Source organism: Nocardia sp. bgisy118 (assembly GCF_057708605.1).
The window spans coordinates 1-19546 of sequence record NZ_JBYISM010000044.1 but is presented as its reverse complement, the minus strand read 5'-3'; the positions used below and the strand labels follow the sequence as shown (position 1 = coordinate 19546).

The 19546-nt window shown below is 67.9% G+C and carries 19 protein-coding genes and 4 pseudogenes; 9 read left to right on the top strand and 14 right to left on the bottom strand.

All coding sequences use genetic code 11. The features are described 5' to 3' along the window. Nucleotides 1–8: 8 nt before the first annotated feature. The 4 genes and pseudogenes from AC3EO7_RS35680 to AC3EO7_RS35665 all read right to left on the bottom strand — a co-directional run. A pseudogene (locus tag AC3EO7_RS35680) lies at nucleotides 9–134 on the bottom strand (DoxX family protein); the annotation flags it as partial. 38 nt (nucleotides 135–172) lie between these two features. After that, nucleotides 173–316 (bottom strand): annotated as a pseudogene (locus tag AC3EO7_RS35675) (FAD-dependent oxidoreductase); the annotation flags it as partial. 63 nt (nucleotides 317–379) lie between these two features. Continuing rightward, complete coding sequence (gene glpK, locus AC3EO7_RS35670) at nucleotides 380–1900, bottom strand: glycerol kinase GlpK (protein ID WP_435593611.1); 1521 nt, start codon at nucleotides 1898–1900, stop codon at nucleotides 380–382. Between the two features lie 36 nt (nucleotides 1901–1936). Then, nucleotides 1937–2752: an MIP/aquaporin family protein gene (locus AC3EO7_RS35665; protein WP_435593610.1), complete on the bottom strand. Its 816-nt coding sequence runs from the start codon at nucleotides 2750–2752 to the stop codon at nucleotides 1937–1939. 258 nt (nucleotides 2753–3010) lie between these two features. Between AC3EO7_RS35665 and AC3EO7_RS35660 the strand changes: the two genes are divergently transcribed. Next, nucleotides 3011–3775: an IclR family transcriptional regulator gene (locus AC3EO7_RS35660; protein ID WP_431972555.1), complete on the top strand. Its 765-nt coding sequence runs from the start codon at nucleotides 3011–3013 to the stop codon at nucleotides 3773–3775. A 48-nt stretch (nucleotides 3776–3823) separates the two neighbouring features. After that, a complete protein-coding gene (glpK, locus tag AC3EO7_RS35655) occupies nucleotides 3824–5338 on the top strand; it encodes a glycerol kinase GlpK (RefSeq protein WP_431972556.1) in 1515 nt (504 codons plus the stop codon). Nucleotides 5339–5585: 247 nt separating this feature from the next. On the opposite strand, the gene AC3EO7_RS35650 is transcribed toward glpK (AC3EO7_RS35655), so the two are convergent. Next, complete coding sequence (locus tag AC3EO7_RS35650) at nucleotides 5586–6566, bottom strand: zinc-dependent alcohol dehydrogenase family protein (protein WP_431972557.1); 981 nt, start codon at nucleotides 6564–6566, stop codon at nucleotides 5586–5588. A gap of 86 nt (nucleotides 6567–6652) precedes the next feature. On the opposite strand from AC3EO7_RS35650, the gene AC3EO7_RS35645 reads away from it, so the two are divergent. Continuing rightward, complete coding sequence (locus AC3EO7_RS35645) at nucleotides 6653–7009, top strand: winged helix-turn-helix transcriptional regulator (protein ID WP_431972558.1); 357 nt, start codon at nucleotides 6653–6655, stop codon at nucleotides 7007–7009. A 201-nt stretch (nucleotides 7010–7210) separates the two neighbouring features. On the opposite strand, the gene ligD is transcribed toward AC3EO7_RS35645, so the two are convergent. Continuing rightward, complete coding sequence (gene ligD, locus AC3EO7_RS35640; protein ID WP_431972559.1) at nucleotides 7211–7495, bottom strand: non-homologous end-joining DNA ligase LigD; 285 nt, start codon at nucleotides 7493–7495, stop codon at nucleotides 7211–7213. 839 nt (nucleotides 7496–8334) lie between these two features. Continuing rightward, nucleotides 8335–8571, bottom strand: a complete 237-nt coding sequence (locus AC3EO7_RS35635; RefSeq protein ID WP_435593609.1) for a hypothetical protein — start codon at nucleotides 8569–8571, stop codon at nucleotides 8335–8337. On the opposite strand from AC3EO7_RS35635, the gene AC3EO7_RS35630 reads away from it, so the two are divergent. Next, nucleotides 8558–9127: a hypothetical protein gene (locus AC3EO7_RS35630; protein WP_435593608.1), complete on the top strand. Its 570-nt coding sequence runs from the start codon at nucleotides 8558–8560 to the stop codon at nucleotides 9125–9127. The two genes, AC3EO7_RS35635 and AC3EO7_RS35630, sit on opposite strands and share 14 nt — an antisense overlap. Before the next feature lie 187 nt (nucleotides 9128–9314). Here AC3EO7_RS35630 and AC3EO7_RS35625 read toward each other — a convergent pair whose 3' ends face one another. Continuing rightward, the gene (locus AC3EO7_RS35625; protein ID WP_488186318.1) at nucleotides 9315–9575 is read right to left on the bottom strand and encodes a hypothetical protein; all 261 of its coding nucleotides are present in this window, start codon (nucleotides 9573–9575) and stop codon (nucleotides 9315–9317) included. Between the two features lie 311 nt (nucleotides 9576–9886). Then, nucleotides 9887–10735, bottom strand: coding sequence for a TetR/AcrR family transcriptional regulator (locus AC3EO7_RS35620; RefSeq protein WP_435593606.1), 849 nt, complete (start codon nucleotides 10733–10735; stop codon nucleotides 9887–9889). Between the two features lie 65 nt (nucleotides 10736–10800). Here AC3EO7_RS35620 and AC3EO7_RS35615 point away from each other — a divergent pair, with 65 nt between their 5' ends. The 3 genes and pseudogenes from AC3EO7_RS35615 to AC3EO7_RS35605 all read left to right on the top strand — a co-directional run. Then, the gene (locus tag AC3EO7_RS35615) at nucleotides 10801–12501 is read left to right on the top strand and encodes a right-handed parallel beta-helix repeat-containing protein (protein WP_435593605.1); all 1701 of its coding nucleotides are present in this window, start codon (nucleotides 10801–10803) and stop codon (nucleotides 12499–12501) included. A gap of 634 nt (nucleotides 12502–13135) precedes the next feature. Further along, nucleotides 13136–13348: pseudogene (locus AC3EO7_RS35610) on the top strand (FAD-dependent oxidoreductase); the annotation flags it as partial. Further along, nucleotides 13342–13626, top strand: a pseudogene (locus tag AC3EO7_RS35605) (glycerol-3-phosphate dehydrogenase C-terminal domain-containing protein); the annotation flags it as partial. The pseudogenes AC3EO7_RS35610 and AC3EO7_RS35605, both read left to right, overlap by 7 nt. 1 nt (nucleotide 13627) lies before the next feature. Here AC3EO7_RS35605 and AC3EO7_RS35600 read toward each other — a convergent pair. The 3 genes from AC3EO7_RS35600 to AC3EO7_RS35590 all read right to left on the bottom strand — a co-directional run bounded on the left by AC3EO7_RS35600 (nucleotide 13628) and on the right by AC3EO7_RS35590 (nucleotide 15888). After that, complete coding sequence (locus tag AC3EO7_RS35600) at nucleotides 13628–14902, bottom strand: sensor histidine kinase (protein ID WP_435593604.1); 1275 nt, start codon at nucleotides 14900–14902, stop codon at nucleotides 13628–13630. Next, nucleotides 14899–15573 (bottom strand): winged helix-turn-helix domain-containing protein, encoded by a 675-nt coding sequence (locus AC3EO7_RS35595; RefSeq protein ID WP_435593603.1) that lies wholly within the window; start codon nucleotides 15571–15573, stop codon nucleotides 14899–14901. Before AC3EO7_RS35595 ends, AC3EO7_RS35600 begins: the two co-directional genes overlap by 4 nt. Nucleotides 15574–15666: 93 nt before the next feature. Beyond that, nucleotides 15667–15888 carry a hypothetical protein gene (locus AC3EO7_RS35590; RefSeq protein ID WP_067833685.1) on the bottom strand — a complete coding sequence of 74 codons (222 nt, stop codon included), beginning with the start codon at nucleotides 15886–15888 and terminating at the stop codon, nucleotides 15667–15669. Nucleotides 15889–16262: 374 nt separating this feature from the next. On the opposite strand from AC3EO7_RS35590, the gene AC3EO7_RS35585 reads away from it, so the two are divergent. Next, the gene (locus AC3EO7_RS35585) at nucleotides 16263–16541 is read left to right on the top strand and encodes a pentapeptide repeat-containing protein (RefSeq protein WP_435593602.1); all 279 of its coding nucleotides are present in this window, start codon (nucleotides 16263–16265) and stop codon (nucleotides 16539–16541) included. A 272-nt stretch (nucleotides 16542–16813) separates the two neighbouring features. Here AC3EO7_RS35585 and AC3EO7_RS35580 read toward each other — a convergent pair whose 3' ends face one another. Continuing rightward, nucleotides 16814–17032 carry a hypothetical protein gene (locus AC3EO7_RS35580; RefSeq protein ID WP_435593601.1) on the bottom strand — a complete coding sequence of 73 codons (219 nt, stop codon included), beginning with the start codon at nucleotides 17030–17032 and terminating at the stop codon, nucleotides 16814–16816. Nucleotides 17033–17165: 133 nt separating this feature from the next. Further along, nucleotides 17166–17624 carry a MarR family winged helix-turn-helix transcriptional regulator gene (locus AC3EO7_RS35575; protein WP_435593600.1) on the bottom strand — a complete coding sequence of 153 codons (459 nt, stop codon included), beginning with the start codon at nucleotides 17622–17624 and terminating at the stop codon, nucleotides 17166–17168. Nucleotides 17625–17668: 44 nt separating this feature from the next. Here AC3EO7_RS35575 and AC3EO7_RS35570 point away from each other — a divergent pair, with 44 nt between their 5' ends. Beyond that, complete coding sequence (locus tag AC3EO7_RS35570) at nucleotides 17669–19204, top strand: FAD-dependent monooxygenase (protein ID WP_435593599.1); 1536 nt, start codon at nucleotides 17669–17671, stop codon at nucleotides 19202–19204. Nucleotides 19205–19546 lie beyond the last annotated feature (342 nt).

The window sequence follows — 19546 nt, the reverse complement described above, 5'->3', positions numbered from 1 at the left end:
TACTCCTGGTAACGCAGGTGGGTGATTACAGCGCCGACCATGAGAAGCGCGAGACCGATTCCCGCAGACGGCACGAGCCACGTGGCATTTCCGAAGATACCCGGCAGAACCAGACCCAAGGCTGCTGCGACCTCACAAAAACCGACGTCGGATTCGACGTCAGCTAACGACTTGCCCGAAGCAGGGTCACAGTCAGGCCGCGGGAGGCGGCGTCGAGGGCGGCGCCCGCGCCGACCACGCCACCGCCGATGACGAGCACATCGCTCTCGGTGTCGCCGATTGAGTTCACCGCGCGGGCGCGGTACTGGGAGTCCAATCGTGCGGACACAGCGGTATCTCTCCTTGTTTCGGTGCTATTCGGATCGGCCGGCGTCGCCCCTCATTCGTCGACGTCGATCCAATCGAGGGTGCGGGAGACGGCCTTCTTCCAGCGCGCGTAGCCGCGCTCGCGCTGCTCGTCCGACCAGGTGGGAGTCCAGCGCTTGGCCTCGTTCCAGTTCTGTTCGAGCTCGTCGGTGTCGTTCCAGAAGCCGACGGCGAGCCCCGCCGCGTAAGCGGCGCCCAGCGCGGTGGTCTCGGCGACTACCGGCCGCGACACGGGCACACCGAGGAAGTCGGCCTGCAACTGCATGCACAGCTCGTTGGCGGTGACGCCGCCGTCCACACGCAGCACGTCGAGCTTCACCCCGGAGTCGGCCTGCATGGCCTCGACGACGTCGCGGGACTGGTAGCAGATCGATTCCAGCGTCGCCCGCGCCACGTGGGCGTTGGTGCTGTAGCGCGACAGGCCGACGATGGCTCCGCGCGCGTCCGAGCGCCAGTACGGCGCGAACAGTCCCGAGAACGCCGGGACGAAGTACACCCCGCCGTTGTCCTCGGCCTGCCGGGCCAGGGATTCGCTCTGCGCCGCACCGGAGATGATGCCCAGCTGATCGCGCAGCCACTGCACCGCCGAGCCGGTCACCGCGATCGAACCCTCCAACGCGTACACCGGCTTGTCCGAGCCGAGCTGGTAGGCGACCGTGGTGAGCAGTCCGTGCTGCGACCGCACGATCTCGGTTCCGGTGTTCAGCAGCAGGAAGTTGCCGGTGCCGTAGGTGTTCTTGGCTTCGCCGGGACGGAAGCAGACCTGCCCCACCGTGGCCGCCTGCTGGTCGCCGAGCACACCCGACAGCGGCACCGCACCGCCGAACGGACCGTCGGCGCGGGTGGTCCCGAACAGCTCCGGGTTGGACGAGGGCGCGATGGCGGGCAGCATCGCGCGCGGGATGCCGAAGATCGACAGCAGCTCGTCGTCCCAGTCCAGCGTCTCCAAACTCATCAGCATGGTGCGGCTGGCATTGGTCGGATCGGTGACGTGTACCCCGCCGTCCACGCCGCCGGTGAGCTGCCACAGCAACCAGGTGTCGGTGGTGCCGAAGAGCGCGTCGCCACGCTCGGCGTCCTCGGCCACACCCGGAACGTTGTCCAGGATCCAGCGCAGCTTCCCGCCGGAGAAGTAGGTGGCCGGCGGCAGGCCCGACTTGCGCCGGATGGTGTCACCGTGCCCGGCCTTCTCCAGGTCGGAGGCGATGCGATCGGTGCGGGTGTCCTGCCACACGATGGCGTTGCAGTACGGCCGCCCGGTCTTGCGGTTCCACACCACCGTGGTCTCGCGCTGGTTGGTGACGCCGACCGCGGCCAGATCGCTCGCCACCAGATCGGCCTTGGTGAGGGTGCTCTGGATGACCGCGCGGGTGCGCTCCCAGATCTCGGTCGGGTTGTGCTCCACCCACCCCGGGCGCGGCAGGATCTGCTCGTGCTCGAGCTGGTGGCGGGCAACCTCGTTGCCGCTGTGGTCGAACACCATGAAGCGGGTGCTCGTGGTGCCTTGGTCGATGGCGCCGACGAACTTGGTCATCGCGGTCCTTTCGAGAAACTGCTGTCGGAAATGGACTCAGAACAGGAACTGGGCAGCGAGACCGGCGAGCGCGCCGCCGACCAGCGGGCCGAGCACCGGCACCCAGGCATAACCCCAGTCGGAGTTCTTGCGGCTCGGTTCGGCGCTGACGTCGGGCGACTCGACCGACGAACGGGCGCCGACGCCCACCGGAACCCGGGCCTCATCGGCCGGCACGGGCTGGCTGACCGGCAGGAGTGCGTGCGCGATGCGCGGACCGAGGTCGCGAGCCGGGTTGATGGCGTATCCGGTCGGGCCGCCGAGCGACGCGCCGATGCCGACGACGAGGAGCGCCGCCGCGACCGGGCCGAGTCCACTGGGGGTGTGTCCGAACGCGAGGATCACCAGGACCAGGGTGAACGTGCCGATCACCTCGGTGGCGAAGTTCCAGCGGAAGGCGCGGATCGCGGGGCCGGTGGCGAACACCGCGAGCTTCTTCTCCTCGTCGGTCTCCTCGTCGAAGTGGCGCTTGTAGGCCAGGTAGGCAACGGTCGCGCCGAGGAACGCGCCGGCCAGCTGACCGCTCAGATAGGCGAGCGTCGTGGCGCCCGAGATGGCGATACCGGAGGCGTACTCGTCGGCACCGCTGAACAGGATGCCGATGGTGACCGCAGGATTGAGGTGGCCGCCGGTCTTGTAGGCGACATAAACGCCGGCCAGCACCGCGAACCCCCATCCAAAGTTGATCAGTAGCCAGCCGCCGTCCTGTCCTTTGGACTTGGCCAGCAGTACGTTCGCGACCACACCGACCCCGAGCAGCAGCAGTACTCCTGTACCGAGTGCTTCGCTGAGGAAGATTGAGCCGAAGTTCATCGTTGAGCCTCCGTTTCGCCCCGCAGGTCGCGGGCGCGACCGTGCCGAACGGAAATTACGGGGGGATTTCCGAGTCGGACATAGCTCGTATTCGACAATGCCGAATGGCTCGGCTGGTTGCCAGACCGCGGCGCCACTACCGTCCGACACGCTAGGAGGATGTATGGCGCAGCTCACACTGGGTTTCAATGATGTAACCCAGGTATTACCGAAGATTCGACATTGTCGAATCGCCACTCGCCGGAGAGGTTTCCCGACATGCCAGGTCCGATCCAATCAATCGAGCGAGCGGCGGCCGTACTGCGGCTGCTGGCCCGTGGATCCGGTCGTCTCGGCATCGGCGACATCGCGGGTGCGCTCGATCTCGCCAAGCCGACCGCGCACGGCATTCTGCGCACGTTGCAGGGCGTCGGTTTCGTTGAGCAGGACCCGGCAACCGGCAAATACCAGCTCGGCGCCGCGCTGCTGCATCTGGGCACCAGCTATCTCGACGCAAACGAGCTGCGCTCCCGGGCGATCAACTGGGCCGACGCCCTTGCGGCGCGCACCGGAGAGTCGGTGCGGATCGGCGCCCCGATCGGCGGCGCGGTGGTGGTGGTCCACCACGTGTTCCGGCCGGACAACACCGAGCAGGCGCTCGAGCTCGGCGAACTCCTGCCCCCGCACGCCACTGCTCTGGGCAAGGTCCTGCTGGCCTACGACACCGACCTGGCCGCCACGGTACGCGGAAGCGAACTGGCTCCGCTCACACACCGCACTCTCGTCGACCGAGCCGCGCTGGCCAGGGCGCTGGCCGTGGTGCGGCAGGCCGGATGGGCAGGCGACACCGAGGAATTCCGATCGGGCGAGGCGGGTATCGCCGCGCCGATCCGAGCGCCCGGCGGTCTCGTGGTCGGCGCCATCGGCATCACCGGCCGGGTGGATCGACTGTGCGACGCACAGTTGCGGCACCGGCCGGCGCTGGTCGGTTACGTCCTCGACGCCGCACGGGCGGTCTCGAGGGATCTCGGTGCGCCGCACTGAGTTCCGGCGGGCCGGTGACTGGCGGACTTCGACTGAAGGCGGCCGCCGATGACGCAACGTTACGTGCTGTCCATCGATCAGGGCACTACCTCGACCCGCTGCATACTGTTCGACCAGCGCGCCCGCTTGGTCGGCGTCGGGCAGCGCCCGCACCAGCAGCACTATCCGCGCCCGGGATGGGCCGAGCAGGACGCGCTGGAGATCTGGCGCAACGTCGAGCGGATCGTGCCGCAGGCGATGCGGGATTCCGGCGTGGCCGCCAACCAGATCGTCGCGCTCGGCATCGCCAATCAGCGCGAGACCACCGTGGTGTGGGACCGCCGCACCGGGATGCCGATCGGGCGCGCCATCGTCTGGCAGGACGTGCGCACCGAGGAGTTGGTCGGCGAGCTGCGCGAACGTCCGGGTGCGGACCGGATCCGCGAGCTGTGCGGCCTGCCGCTGGCCACGTACTTCGCGGCGCCGCGGCTGCGGTGGATGCTGGACGCCGTCCCGGGTCTGCGCGAGCGCGCCGAGCGCGGCGAGGTGCTGTTCGGCACCATGGAGACCTGGCTGATCTGGAATCTCACCGGCGGGGTCGACGGCGGGCTGCACCTCACCGATGTCACCAACGCCAGCCGCACCTTGCTGATGAACCTCAGCACCCTCACGTGGGACGACGAACTGCTGGCGTTCTTCGGCATTCCCGCGGCGATGCTGCCGCGCATCCAGCGCTCCACCGCGTCCTACGGCGTGACCCGCCGGGTGGTGCCGGGCATCCCGATCGCCGCCGCGCTGGGCGACCAGCACGCCGCGCTGTTCGGCCAAACCTGTTTCGCGCGTGGGGAAACCAAGTGCACTTACGGCACCGGCGGGTTCCTCATGATGAACACCGGACGCGATCTGGTGCGGTCCGAGCACGGCCTGCTCACCACGATCGGCTACCAGATCGGCCCCGAGCCGGTGTACGCGCTGGAGGGACCGATCGCGGTCACCGGCTCGCTCGTGCAGTGGGTGCGGGACAACATCGGCCTGGTCACCAGCGCGCCGGAGATCGAAACGCTCGCGCGCACCGTCGAAGACAACGGCGGCTGCTATGTGGTGCCCGCGTTCTCCGGGCTGTATGCGCCGCATTGGCGCAGCGACGCCCGCGGCCTGATTGCCGGACTGACCTCCTACATCACCAAGGGGCACATCGCCCGCGCCGTGCTGGAGGCCACCGCGTGGCAGACCCGCGACGTGGTCGAGGCGATGAACGCCGACTCCGGCCTGCAGGCCGCCACTCTGCGCGTGGACGGCGGCATGACGTCGAACAACCTGCTCATGCAGATCGTGGCCGACGTACTGGACGTACCCGTCTTGCGCCCATTGGTCGCCGAGACCGTCTCGCTGGGTGCGGCGTATGCCGCCGGCCTCGCTGTCGGTTACTGGCCGGATCTGGAGGGACTGCGCAACAATTGGCGCCTTGCCGCCCAATGGCTTCCGCGAATGGACCCCGCGCATCGCGAGGACGAGTACGAGAAGTGGAGGCGCGCGGTGGAACTGACCTTCGGCTGGGTGCGATCGAAACCGCGTGCTCGGTAGAGGCGTGTCGTCCGCGGGCGCGCACCGCGGCGGGCTTGTGTCGGGCACCTGGGTCAGCGTTGCACTCATCCGGCTTCATGTGGGATGTGCGATGTGGACGCACGCGGTATGGCAGGAACGGCAGCTCCCTCGCGGGGAGCGGCTGCGCTGGTACGCCACGTGGTGCCACCCCGCGCGCACCGCCGCCCGAGGACGACATCGAGGCCGTCCGCCGCAAGGTCCGCGACTCGATCGCCGACTCCCGCACCTAGATCGTCACGACGATCTTCCCGGCGTACAGCCCCTTCTCGAAGTGGCGGTGCGCCTCGACCACCTCGTCGAGGGCGAACGTCTTGTCGACGACCGGCTGTAGCACGCCGAGGCGGACACCGGCGTTCAAGAACGCCGCCATACGCTTGACGACCACAGGGTCGAGGGTGTGTTCGAAACTTCGGTAGCCGTGGATCGTCAGCGGTGTGCCTGCCGGGAAGGATGCCGGCCGAGGGTCCAGGAAGCCGGCGGCGACCAGCGTTGCGCCCGGGCGGGCCGCCGCCAGGAGATCCAGCTGACCTGGGCCCGTGACGAGGTCGAGGACGATGTCGGCGCCGGTCCCGCCGGTGTGGTGGCGGACGGCTTCGGCGACGCCGATCCGGTCGGTGGCGACGACAGCGGCTGCGCCGGTGGCGAGCAGGTCGTCCTGTTTCGCGGCGTGCCGGGTGACGGCGATGGGCACGGCGCCGATCTGATTGGCGATCTGTATCGCCGCGCGGCCGACACCGCCGGACGCGGCGGTGATGAGGACATGGTCGCCGGGACGCATCCCCGCCTTCTCGACGAGCGCACCGTAGGCCGTGGAGTAGGCGACCCAGATCGCCGCCGCCTCCGCAACTCCGAGCCCGGCAGGCCGGGCGAGGACGCGGCTCGCGGGGACTGTGAGGTATTCGGCGTAGCTCCCCCGGACGCTCGCGTCCGGAACTGCCGTGAGAACGACCGGATCGCCAGCCTGCAACCCGGCGACCTCGGGGCCCACCGCGTCGATGACACCGGTTCCTTCCACGCCGAGGCGGGCGTGCGGCAGGGCGATCGGCGCCGGCGAGGCGCCCGAACGCATCATCTGGTCGAGCGGGTTGACGGCGAATGCCTCGATCCGGACCCGCAGCTCGCCGGCCGCGGGTTCGACGGCCGGCTCCTCGACGATGTGCATGACTTCCGGCCCACCGAACCGGTCGAAGACGACTACCTGTGGCATGGTGATTCCTCCGCATCTGGCGCTGAATTCGTTGCTCCGGAAAACGCTACGGAGCCGTGGGTTACCTCCTGGTACCTTCGAATTCCATGCAGGACATCGCCGGACCGGCTTTTCTCGCCGACTGCCCCACACGGCTGGCCGTCGAGATCCTCTCGGACAAATGGGCCGTGCTGGTGCTCTTCGGGCTCAGCCGACGGCCGCACAGACACGGTGAGCTCATCGGCCTCATCGGTGGTGGCATCTCACGCAAGGTCCTCACCCAGACGCTGCGCCGACTCCAGCAGTACGGTCTGATCGAGCGCCGTGCCGAAGCGCCACGCCGGGTGGTGTACAGCCTCACCGACCTCGGTCTGACCCTTGTCGAGCCCATCGATGTCTTGACGAACTGGGCGAGGGACAACGCCGGGGCCATCGTCGACTTCCAGGAGACGGCCCGGGGTTGATGCACACCGGGTTGTCCGTCTCCGGCCGCGTACCGCGGCAGACGCTGTCGCCCGCGCGGTCCGATGTCAGCGGCTCATTCTCTTCGACGGGCTCGCGCGCGGCGTTTGCCTCCGTGCATGGCCTGCACCTGGGCCACCGGGGTGGGGTGCCTCCTCGACCAGATCCAGGGGAAGCTGCTGCGGCGCAGGCATTTCCGATGATCAGGGATCGCTGTCACCGAGCAGGTCCGGCACGGTAAGCAGTGTGAAGTCGGCCGGTGTCACGTCGTCGAGGTCCGACCAGCGCAGCGGGATCGAGACGGTGACGCCCGGACAGATGCGGGGACTGTAGGCGGCGGCCACGGTGGCACCGCCGGCGCGGGTCGGGTCGAGGAAGACCTCGCCGTGATGGTCCTCCCGGATGAACGCCGTCGTACCCACCGACGGATCGATCCGCTCGGCCCGCGCCGCCACGGCCGCATCCACCGCATCGATCCCCGCCACCACCGCTAGGAGCCCTTCGTGCCCAACAGATTCCTCACCCCCGACGTCCTCGCGCGCCGCAGCCTGGCCAACCTCTAGGAACTCACCGTCCTGCTACCGCTGGTCTACCGCGACATCTCCAGCGACTTCGGCCCAAACGACGAACTCCCCACCGCGTCTTGACTGAAGGGGAGTCATTATCGGACGTTCCGCGCGGAGGTCAACGGCCCGAGATGGCCTCGGGCCGTTGATCTTCGGACTGTCGCATCTGGCCGCCAGCAGGGGTGCCGACAGCATCCTCGATTGCGAAATCCAGCTGGGGACTTCGAATATGCCGCTACTTGACCGAGTTGGCCAACTGATCGGCAGCGAGATGACTGCCAACGACCTCGAAACGCCTGGGTGATGGCTCATTACACAATCGAGCACCGAAAAGCCGCAGAGTAGCCAAGTCGGTCTCCGAGCAAGGGCCGCTGCACGGTCATCGTCGTGCAGCGGTGTGTTCGGTCGGCCTCGGATCGATACAGCCACCTGAAGGTCGCCTGCCCCGCGCCGGCCGGTTCGATCAGCGCGGTGTGCGGCATTTCCGGACGTTCGCGCCCATCCCGTAGGGCTCGGTCCACCCGGACCAGGTGAGCCGGTCGAGGAAGCCGGTGGCCGGGCCACCCAGCGAATCGGCCTTCCGCGTCGACCCCTGAAAAGATATGGCAGACAACAGGATAACGAGCAGGCCGTCGTTGACGACTATCCGGTCAGGAAAGGATCTAGCTCATGTGGATCGGCAAGGGAAAGAGACATGCTATGAGAGTGGTTCCGATGGCGGCTGCCGTGGCGTTGGCCGTCGGCCTTGTCGCCGGCTGTGGTCACAGCGACAAAGCGCCCGGGCCGACCCAGGCTGACAAGCCGGCGTCGGCGACCACGGCCGCGTCGGCGCCCGGCCAGTCCTCGACACAGTCGACCAGCGTGCCATCGACGCCGGTGATGCCCGCAGGCACACCGACGGCCGAGATCACGACACCACACGATGGAGGGAACAGCTCCCAACCGGCCCCGCCGCCCGCGAATCCGCCGCAGGGCACCGGCACCGTGGTGATACGCACCCACACCCTCAACGGCGCCCCAGTGCCGAACGTGCCGGTCGAACTGAGCCTGCGGCAGCCGTGCGACCCTGCGATCAAAGACATTCCGACCCCCTCCACCGAGGCGCTGCGCCGCGACGCGGTCACCGACGCGAACGGAACGGCCACCTTCACCGTGCCGGCCGGCTGCTACTACTTCGGCATGGGCACCCCGCCGCCCGGCGCGACGCCGGTCCCGGAAGGACTGCACACCCTGTTCCTGGTCCACGCCGGACAAACCGTCACCGGCAAGCTCCGCTTCCAGGATCCCGAACCGTCCGAGCCGTGTGCAGTCCAAACGGTCCTGCGCGAACTCGACATACGATTCGACCATCTCCGCAGCGCGAAGGCCACGGTCAGTCAATGTGACGGCAAGTGGGCACACATCGTCTGGGACTCACCCGGCGACAGCGCGCGCATCATCCGCCGCACCGCCGGCGGCTGGACCAACTACGTCTTCTTCCCCCACGACATCTGCTGGGGCCCGGCCAGCGCGGACGGCGTCCCCGTCCGTTTCAAGGAATACTTCACTTGCTGACGAGCACGGGACCAGGTCACCACCGCGCGCTGACCGGGCATTCCGACTCGTACCGGACGGAAGTCCGGATCGTCTCGCACCTCCACCCACTCGAAGCGGAACCACCCCAGTCCACACCCTGTCAGGCCCACACAGGTCATCGACCACAACGGGAACGCACGCACATCGGCGTGCGCGGGCCGAGTTGTCATGTGCCCGAGGCCATGTAGGCGGCGAGGATGTAGTTCGGATGCCGGTCGAGGTTCTTACGCGCCCGGTCGTAGCGCATCGTGGTGCGAGGGTCGGCATGGCGGGCTGCGATCTGGACATCACGCAACCCGACACCGGCATCGAGCATGGTGCCGTAGTGCGCGGAAGGCGTACTGGCCCAACTCGACGAGGAAGCAGCCCGGCAAACCGTCATCATCAGCCTCGGCATGCCGACAATCACCCAAACCGACACCTGCACAATAGCTCCCGAACAGTGACAGGGTTCCGAGAAGCTTGCATCCACCCAATAAGCAGGCACGACAATGCCGAGGGGACTTCTCTGCGACGGTCACAGAGATCGTTTCAAGACCGCTACTCGGCGCGACGCACATACAAGTGCTGGGTGACTCGTGCAACGAGAACGCCTGTGTGGAGATGAATTCAGTGGTGCGTGTGGTGATCGACTTGCTGCCATCGTCGGTTGCGGCACGGATCTTCGCAGCCAGGACCGGCCTCGGTTCATGCCGAGTACCTGACTTCTTCCGGCCGCCGGAGGGCGAGGCAGGGCAGTCACCTGTCGAGTCGCTTTCGGTAGGCGCGCTGTTGGCACGCGCGTGAGCAGTAGAGGCGCGGTCTGCCGGAGATGGGTCGCTTCACCGGCTTCCCGCACATCAGGCATGTTTCATCACGAGTTTCGTCACGATTGCGGGCGATGAGCATCGCGATACCGTCGAGCACGCGCGCGAGCCCGAACTCGAACGGGGTCTCCGGCTCGTCGTAGCCGCCCGCCTCCCACAGGGCCGTGAGCGTCGGGTAGCGGTCGAGCCGCTGGTAGAGCGTGTCGCGAGCGCCCCACCATTCCTGTTCGCTCACCCCGCTCTGTCGTTCCTGTCGTGCGGTCTCCACCAACGTCTGGGCCTCGGCGTCGACGAACCGGCCGACCAGATTCACTGCGGCGATCACTTGCGCAGGAGGCAGGCCGGAGCCGGCGACCGCGCTCAGCATGCGTTCGTAGGAGGCGACGCCGTTGGGGCCGGGCAGGTGACGGCTGCCGCGCACCTCGGCCATCCAGGGGTGACGCGTGCGCAGCTCCCATTCGCTGCGGGCGCACGACTCCAGTCGCGCCCGCCAGCCGTCTTCGGTGCCGACCGAGGGGTGGGCTTCCTCGCGGACGGCATCGAGCATGAGGTCGACGAGCTGGTCGCGTCCGGGCACATGGCGGTAGAGCGACATCGTGGTGAAGCCGAGCCGTTCGGCGACCTTGCGCATCGACAGGCCCTCCAGGCCCTCGGCGTCGGCCAGTTCGATGGCGGCGCGCACTATCCTTCCCAGGCTCAGCCCCCGGCGCGGCTCCTGTTCGCGCTCCTGCCACAGCAACTCGACCCCGTGGTCGGGGTCCTCCGCTTTGTCGTCGATCATTGGCGCTCCTGTCGTCTATGGTGTTATATCTTGTGTACACCGTAAACGCAGAGAAGGGTTGCTGCATGTTGGAGTTCTATGTCGATCCGAATGGCGACGACTCCGGGCCGGGCACCGAGAGCCGGCCGTTCGCCACGCTCGGCCGGGTCGCACAGGCCGCAGGAGACGCCACCGGCACAGTCGTCGCCCACCTCAGGGCGGGTCGGCACATCCTGCGCGAACCCCTCGAGGTCACCAAGGGGGACATAGTCTTTCAGGCTTACGGCTACGGGACCGCCGCGCAGGAGGAAGCCGTCGTCAGCGGCGGCCGACACATCACCGGCTGGCGTGTACGTGACGGGGTCTGGCTGGCCGATGTGGGCGAGCTGGACACTCGCCAGCTCTATGTCGACGGGCGCAGAGCCGAACGTGCCGCCATCGACACCCTCCCCGGCGCTGTGACCAGCACCGAAACGGGTTACGTCACGGACGTCACGCTCAATTGGCAGAGCCCGGCCGACATCGAGTTCGTCTACCGGGGCATTTACCCATGGACCGAGGCCCGCTGCGCGGTGGCCGACGCCGTCGTCAGCGAAGGCTCGACGACGATCGCCATGGCACAGCCTGCTTTCGCCCGCGCCCACGACCTGTACAACTTCGCCTGGGAAGGACAGACCTCGCACGGCCCCGGCTTGCCCACCAGGGTGGAGAACGACCCCGTCTTCCTCACCGAACCCGGCACATTCGTCCTGGACCGCTCGCGGCCTGGCCAGCACGTCCTGCACTACCTGCCACGCCCCGACGAAGAGCCTGAACGCACCCAGGTGATCGCCCCCGTTCTCGAGGTGTTGCTGCACGTCACGGACGCGACCGGAGTCGCTTTCCAGGGGCTGGTTTTCGCCGAGGCCACCTGGCTGCGCCCTCGCGCCGAAGGCTTCCTGCACTATCACGGCGGCGGCTACTACGAAGGCGGCCCGGTCGACACGGTCACCATCGTGGAGGGACAGATGTGGGTGACGGTCCCGCAGGAATCCGCCATGATTCCTGCCTGCGTTCGTGTCGACGACAGCACCGACGTCCGTATCGAGGACTGCCGGTTCACCAGGTTGGGCGCCACCGGGCTCGGGCTCACCAACGGCACGAACCTCATCGTGCGCGGTTGCGACTTCGACACCCTCGCGGCTTCCGCTATCACGGCCACCGGCAGCCGGGACGTACTGATCGAGGACAACCGCGTCCACCAGATCGGTCTGGATTACTCCGGTTCTCCTGGCATTGCGATCAGCGATACCCTCGACTGCACCGTCACCCGCAACCAGGTCACCGACGTGCCGCACTGCGGCATCGTGGCCGGGCCCGCGCGCGGCACCCGCCTGTTGCACAACCTCGTCACGGACACCCTCACGACCTTGGCCGACGGCGGCGGCATCTACCTGTCCGGCCCCCAGGGCGACGGCCCCGGCAACGGCGCGCTCGTCCGCGGCAATGTCATCACAGACACCCGCACTCCATACAACTTCGGCCTCTACACCGACTACGGCGCCTCCTGGGTGACCATCGAGAACAACGTGGTCATGCGCGCCGACAACACCGCCGTCCTGCAAGTCGCGCCGCCGCTGGAGAACGTCGTCTACCGGGACAACTTTTGGGACGCCGATCCACAAGGCAGCGACGACGTGCCGGCGGGCGTTATCTACGAGGGCAACACCACGATCGCCGAACCACACCACCTGGATAACGTCACCCGCGCCATCCAAGCGCAGGCGGGCCTCGTTCGCCCCCGCTGACTAAGTACGCCGTCCACCGTGTGTGGGTGGCGAAGGCCCTCGATATATCTCGCCGTTGGCGATCCTCGTCTGCGCTGTCGTCTGGTTCTGCATCCTGAAGCCGAAGACGAACCGTATGTTGGTCACGTTGCTCGCGTCGCCGTGATCGCGCGCCATCGCCTGTTCCGCACCCACATGGGCTACGGTCGGCGCAACACCGCCAAGCTGAGGCCGCTCCAGCGGGCCCGCGGCATCACCGCGGCCTGGGAGATCCGACGAGGACGCGGACCGGATCGTCGACGAGGGCGTGCCGATCGTTGGCTGCGTCAAAGGGGGTGGTCGAACCGGACGTGATCGACTGGCCGCACGCCGTCGTCGAACTCGCCCGGTAGTGTCGTCGGATTCGACTGCGACCCCGGCCGTTACGGGTATCCCGCGCTACCGACGGGCGCGATCATCGATGTCGGCCAGGGCAACCTGTGGAACCTGGCCACCGGCGCGGCCACCAGCGCCGGGTCGGCCGGACAGGGGACCCGAGTCCGGTGACCGGGCCCGAGTCGAAGGTCGCGTTCAACCGGCCTGGCTACACCTAGCGCACCAGTCTGCGGGTCGGATCGCCGACACCCGAGGCCGCCGTCGGCTGGAGGAGTCGAGCATGACCATGAAACAGGATTCGCAGTTCTTCGCCCCCGAGCAGCGCCGCACCGCGTGGGAGCGGTTCGGCAAGGACCATTTCGACGTGGTGGTGGTCGGGGGCGGCGTGGTGGGCGCCGGGATTGCGTTGGACGCGGCCACCCGGGGCCTACGGGTCGCGCTGGTCGAGGCCCGCGATCTCGGGTCCGGCACTTCGAGCCGTTCGTCGAAGCTGCGCTGCATCTCGACGATATCCTGGCCCGCCGGACCCGGATCTCCATCGAATACTCGCACCGCGGCGCCAACTGCGCCGAGCAGGTGGCCCATCTGATCGCGCCGGTGCTCGGCTGGGACGACGCCGAAATCGACCGGGAGATCACGACATACCGGGCCAGGGTCGACGCGGAGATCCGCTCGCAGACCCAGCCCGATGACGCCTCCGCCGATGCCCTGCGCATCGCCGCCCCCGAACCACGGCCCGAAATCCTGGAGCCGGTCCCGCTGGACAGCTGAATCAGGACTGTCCGAGTACGGGCGGCGGTAGCGCGATCGTGGCCAGCGCGCCACCGCCCGCCGCGGGCTCCATTGTCACAGTGCCGCCGTGCAATTCGGCGATCCACGCCACCAGAGCCAGCCCGATGCCGCTGCCGCGACCGCCGGTCACCCCGCGCTGGAACGGATTGCTCGCCACCTGCGGGTTCAGCCCGGGGCCGTGGTCGCGCACGCTGACCCGCCCCTCGGTCACATACACCTCGACGGGTGCGCCGCGGTTCATCGCGCCGTGTGTGACGGCGTTCTCGAGCAGATTGCGCACCGCGAGGCTCAGCAGGCCGGGATCCCCCACGACTACCGAGGGCTGGGTCCGCGCGACGATGCCCGCATTCGGGAACTCCTCGATCACCGCCTCGGTGAGCTGGTCGAGCAGCAACTGCACCCGCTCCATCTTGGTGACGCCCGCCTGCATCCGTGCCCGCGCGAGCAGTCCCGCCACGATCCGCTCCATCCGGGAACCGAGGGCCCGCGCGTCGTCCAGCGCGCGCTCCACCTCGTGCGGGTTGCGCCTGCGCGGCGCGGTGACCAATCCGAGCGTGGTCAGTGGGGTGCGTAGTTCGTGGGCGGCGTCGCCGAGGAAGCGTTCCTGTTCCTCGAGCATGACGGTGACCTGGCGCATGCTGCGCCCGGAGAGCCAGTGCGCGGCCATGCCCGACAGGATGACAAGGGTGAGCCCGCCCACCACCAGTCCCCACAGCAGCAGCGCGCGTTCCCGGTCGAAGACACCCGGATTGGCGCCCGCGATGACGACCGCCTCGATCGAGGAGTCGTCCCAGATCATGTGCTGGGCGACCAATCGCACCGGTCTGCCCTGACTGTCGGTGCCGTCGCGGAAAATGGTGTCGGTGGCCACGGTGGCGTCGTCGACCACGCCCTGGACGATCTCCTCCTTCGGCAGCCAGGAGCGCAGGTGCGAATAGCGTTCCTGCCACCGGCCCGCGCCGTCGTTGGACAGCACCAGCACCGCGGTCTCGCCATTGGCGAGGTCGTAGTTCTCGACCTGGCTGATATCGAAGGTGTCGTCCTCGAGCAGGCTGACACTGCGGTTGACGCCGGTGGCCACCCGGTCGATCGCGTCGTCCATGGCCTTATCCCGCGAGCGGGCGTCGATGGTGGTGGCCACCAGCCCGAGGATGATCAGGCAGGTCGCGGTGACGGCCGTGATCAGCGTGGTCAGCTGCCACCGGGTGCGGCGCAGCCGCCGGATGGCGGGGCGCGCATCGGAGGTGGCGATCACGGTCCGAATGGTTCACCTCCGATCATGAAGCCCGCGCCGCGCACCGTCTCGATCACCGGCGGTGCGCCGAGCTTGCGGCGCAATTGCGCGATCACCGCGTCGACCACGTTCGACGCGGGTTCGGCCATCTCGTCCCAGCAGCATTCGATCAGCTCCGAGCGGGTCACCACGCTACCCGCGCGGGTCGCGAGCAGTTCGAGGACCGCGAACTCCTTGGGGGTCAGCGACCGCAGAATGCCCGCCCGCTGTACACGGCGGCGGGGTAGATCGATATCGATATCGCCGAGTCGCAGGCGCGCCGGAGCCGGATGCTCGCGGCGTCGGCACAGGGCACGCACCCTGGCCGTCAGTTCGGGCAGCGCGAACGGCTTGACCAGATAGTCGTCGGCGCCATTCTCGAAGCCTGCGATGCGGTCGGCCAGACCGTCGCGCGCGGTGAGCATCAGCACCGGGACCCGGTGGCCCGCGGCGCGGTGCGCGGCGACCAGGTGTAGGCCGTCGCCGTCGGGCAGGCCGCGGTCGATCACCAGACAGTCATAGGTGTTGACGGAGATCTTGAAATCGGCGTCGGCGAGATGACCGGCGAGGTCGACCGCGAAGCCTGCGTAGCGCAGGCCCGCCGCCACTTCGACGCCGAGCCTCTCATCGTCCTCTACGACCAAAACCCGCACGAGATCAGACAATAGGGCACTTCACAAATCGTTCGCCGCCGGAGTTCGGGTGGCCCGACCCCTCCGGGCCACCCGCTCACCGAACTGGTCGGCTCAGTAGGTGTACAGGTCCCAGCCGTTGGCGACCTCGACGCACTCCCATTGGGTGCCACCGGTCTTCGGCGAATTGCCGTCCGCGGCACAGGCCTCGTAGGTGGCGTAGTTACCGATGAACGGGGTGTGCAGCGGGGCGGGCGCGGCGGCGGCGACACCGGCGCCGGCGGCCACGGCGCCGAGGGTGAGTGTGGCGGCGGCGATCGCGGACTTGATCTTCATGGGATGGATTCCTTTCCCGCGCGGCATCTCCGCGCTGGGGACAGAAAACCAAGCCCTCCGTGAGATTTTCATGATGTGCCGATGACCGAGCTTCTGCTCCAGTCTGAAATGCAGCGCAGCCGTGCTGCGGGAGCAACTGCTACGTCGCCTATCGAGGGGAAGTGCTGAACCCGGAACCTCAGGACTTCCAGCAACTTCGGCGGATCACCCGGAATTTTCGCCGCGGCGGATGAGGTGTCGTTCACGAAACTTCCGTCGGGAGGGCCCGTTCTCTTCGTCGAACCGACCCTGTTCCAGCGCCGTGCTGCGCGCGGACTGGACCACCGAGGCCTCGATCGCCGCCCTGGTCCACGGCATCTGACACCGACCGCCGGGTGCGCTGGACGGCGCGTACCTCAGCGGCGCGAACCTCAGCCAGGCGATCTTCGCCAACACGACCCTCAGGCCGCGCGAACCTCCCTGGCGCGGACCTCAACGGCGCCGACTTGACCGGCGCGGACTTGACCGGCACGAACCTCAGCGGCGCGAAATTTCTCGCCGCGAACCTGGAAGCGCGCGAGCGGTTGTCCGTGCGCGTCCACGACCTCGATGGTCAGCGGGAGCGCTCGCCCTTCGACCGCCCGGAGCACGGGCTGGCCGACGCGATCAAATGAACTCCTCCGGTGTGAGCGAGAAACCTCCGCACATGCGGCAACGGCAGCCCGAGCGACCGGGCGATCGCACTGAACGACTCACCAGCCCGCCACCGGCGCCACACCTCGTCCTGACGAGCAGCGGACATCCCGTAATCCCGCACCCAAACCTCCACGCCGACATGATCATCCACGCGGTGATGGCGGTGATCCCTCGGGCCCGAGCCGCGACGCAACATCCGCTTGTAATCGTCCGGTGGTGCCATCTGCACGCGCAGCTCATGTTCGTCGAGCTATTCCAGACCCAGGACCTGGCGGCCGCCGTAGTAGTCCTCGATGAGCGACTTGATCGCGCCTGTCTCCAGGTCCAGCAGGAGTAACTCGCCTTCGAAGAAATAGCCGCCGTCGTAGCGACCCGAGCCGACGGCAAGAACAGGAAGGCTGGGATGGAAAGCCATGGCGTGCACGGGGAAACGCGCACCGAGCAACGCGCGGCATACTCGGACACTCACAGGTCCGAGGTCGGCCGAGCCGGGCATCTGTCGATAACCGTGTCGGCCGCCATGGCAACCCCACTGCAACAGAAATGGGCCGCCGACAGATGGCCGTATGCAGCTGTATGAGCGGACGTTGGCCTACCCCCAGCTACTGAGCCGGGTCCGTGGCGGCATCTCTTCTTCGGTCGAGGTTGTCACCGACGCGGGTCAGTAGGTGCTTCAACGTGTCGATCTCCGCGGCGGTGAAGCCCGCGACGGCCCGGCGGTCGAGAGCGGCCAGGCGGTCGTGTGCATCGGTCAATCGCGTGTCGGTTGCGGAGGTCAACGCGATCGTCTGGCTGCGCGCGTCACGGGGGTTGGGTGTGCGACGAACGAGCCCGTCGCGGTCCATGCGGGCGAGCAACTGTGCCATGGACGGTTGCTCCATACCGGTGGCCTCCGCGAGCTCCTTCTGGGTGAGTTCCTCGCCGTCGTGCAGCAGCGCGATCACCGGCACCTGGGCGTAGCGCAGGCCGAGTGGTTTGAGTGCGATGTCGCCGTCGCGAGCGAATGCGCGGGATGCTCGATTGATCAGCTGAGCCAGGCTGGGTGTGGTTCGCGAGGTCATAACATCCTTTACATAGGAACCTATCCAATGGTACATAGGATCCTATGAACTCTAACTCTTCGGTATCCGAGGTCCAAGTGGTCATCGCCGGTGCCGGTCCGACCGGCCTCATGCTGGCCGCCGAACTGCGCCTCGCCGGCGTCGATGTCGTCGTGGTGGAGCGGCGCGCGGCCGGTACCGTCGGTGAGTCACGCGCACCGGGCATCAACGCCCGCAGCCTCGAGATACTCACCCAGCGCGGGCTCGGCGAGGAATTCGTCAGCCGCGGCAAGGTCTTGCCGGGCGTGCTGTTCTCCGGAATCCCCATGGCCCCACGGGATCTCGATCCCGGCTGGCCATCGGCCCTGATCCTGCCGCAACACCACACCGAGCGGATCCTCGCTGCCCGTGCCGTCGAGCTCGGGGCCCGATTCGCATGGGCCACCGCTGTCGTGGATCTGCGTCAAGACGATGACGGGGTCGAGGTGTTCGTCGAAGGGCCGTCCGGTCCGGCCACGATCTGCGCCGACTACCTCGTCGGCTGTGACGGCGGCCATAGTGCGGTCCGGCGGATCTGCGACATCCCGTTCCCCGGCGACGAGCCCCTGTCCTGGTGGGTGGTCGGCGATGTGCGGCTGGACTCCCCGCCCGACGGCAACGGAGTCTTCGGGCGCAACGAACGGATCGGCACTTACCAGATCTCGCGAGCCGAACCGGGATGGTTCCGCCTGAGCCTGATGCGGGCCACCCCTCCGGCCGACCGCACCGCGCCGGTCACCCTCGACGAACTGCGCGAGGTCATGCGCGACGGCCTGGGCACCGATTACGGCCTGAGCCAGGCGCGGTGGTTATCACGATTCTCTGACGGATTCCGCCAGATCACCGACTACCGCCATAGGCGCGTCTTCCTGGCCGGAGATGCCGGACACATCCATTCGCCGATCGGTGGACAGGGCCTGAACCTCGGAATCCAGGACGCGGTGAACCTGGGCTGGAAACTGGCCGCCGTGATCGACGGCCCCGCACCCGACACACTGCTGGACACCTACAACCAAGAGCGGCACCCGGTCGCGGCCACCGTGCTGCAACTGACCAAGGCGCAGACGGCGCTGATCAAACCCGGCGCGCAGAATGACGCATTGCGCGCGGTGGTGGCCGACATGCTCGCGGTGCCCGAGACCTGCCTGCGGCTCAGCGGGATCCTCAGCGGACTGAGCCTGCGCTACCCGCTCGGCGACACTCACCCGCTCCTCGGGCGACGCGTGCCCAACCTGACTCTGTCCACCGATCAGGGCACCACCGAGGTGTTCGATCTGCTGCGCCAGGCACGACCGCTGCTGATCAACTTCGATACCGATGGATTGACGGGCACCCCGGCAGGGTGGGCGGACCGTGTGGAATACATCGAGGCGCGGCGCGACCGCGCACTCTCGGCCAGTAAATGGAACCTGCCCGTTTTCGGTGAGGTCCCTGCGTGTGGTGCGGTATTTGTCAGGCCGGACGGCTATGTCGCCTGGGTCAACCCTGCCACTACCCCCATCGCCCGCGAAGCGCTGACCGCCGCCCTCGACCGGTGGCTGGGCGCGCCCACCGCGCGCTGAACCGGCTCGCTCCTGCGCCATGGTTCGGATAGTCCTCGATTCGGCTCCTCAGCGTGCGCTGGGCCAGGGTGCTGACGGTGTGCCAGATATCCGCAACTGGCCGCCCATGGGGAATCGCAGCTGGCCGTACGCGCGGAATCTCCAGTGGCCGCCGACGGTGTCAGCGGCGTTCGCGGGGGCGGTGTGGTTGTCGGTCATGGCTTTTCGTCTCCCTGGTCATTCGTGGCGCGTGTGCCGAGGGTGCCGGGGGGGGGGGGGGGGGGAGGGGTAACAGACACCCTCCCCCCCCCCGTGGCGCTGCCCCGAGCACAGAGGAGGTGGACCGTGTTCGCACGTTCTACC

Coding starts and splice junctions, on each gene's coding strand:
- glpK (WP_435593611.1), bottom strand. CDS start 1,900: ATGACCAAGTTCGTCGGCGCCATCGACCAAGGCACCACGAGCACCCGC.
- AC3EO7_RS35665 (WP_435593610.1), bottom strand. CDS start 2,752: ATGAACTTCGGCTCAATCTTCCTCAGCGAAGCACTCGGTACAGGAGTA.
- AC3EO7_RS35660 (WP_431972555.1), top strand. CDS start 3,011: ATGCCAGGTCCGATCCAATCAATCGAGCGAGCGGCGGCCGTACTGCGG.
- glpK (WP_431972556.1), top strand. CDS start 3,824: ATGACGCAACGTTACGTGCTGTCCATCGATCAGGGCACTACCTCGACC.
- AC3EO7_RS35650 (WP_431972557.1), bottom strand. CDS start 6,566: ATGCCACAGGTAGTCGTCTTCGACCGGTTCGGTGGGCCGGAAGTCATG.
- AC3EO7_RS35645 (WP_431972558.1), top strand. CDS start 6,653: ATGCAGGACATCGCCGGACCGGCTTTTCTCGCCGACTGCCCCACACGG.
- AC3EO7_RS35620 (WP_435593606.1), bottom strand. CDS start 10,735: ATGATCGACGACAAAGCGGAGGACCCCGACCACGGGGTCGAGTTGCTG.
- AC3EO7_RS35615 (WP_435593605.1), top strand. CDS start 10,801: ATGTTGGAGTTCTATGTCGATCCGAATGGCGACGACTCCGGGCCGGGC.
- AC3EO7_RS35590 (WP_067833685.1), bottom strand. CDS start 15,888: ATGAAGATCAAGTCCGCGATCGCCGCCGCCACACTCACCCTCGGCGCC.
- AC3EO7_RS35575 (WP_435593600.1), bottom strand. CDS start 17,624: ATGACCTCGCGAACCACACCCAGCCTGGCTCAGCTGATCAATCGAGCA.
- AC3EO7_RS35570 (WP_435593599.1), top strand. CDS start 17,669: ATGAACTCTAACTCTTCGGTATCCGAGGTCCAAGTGGTCATCGCCGGT.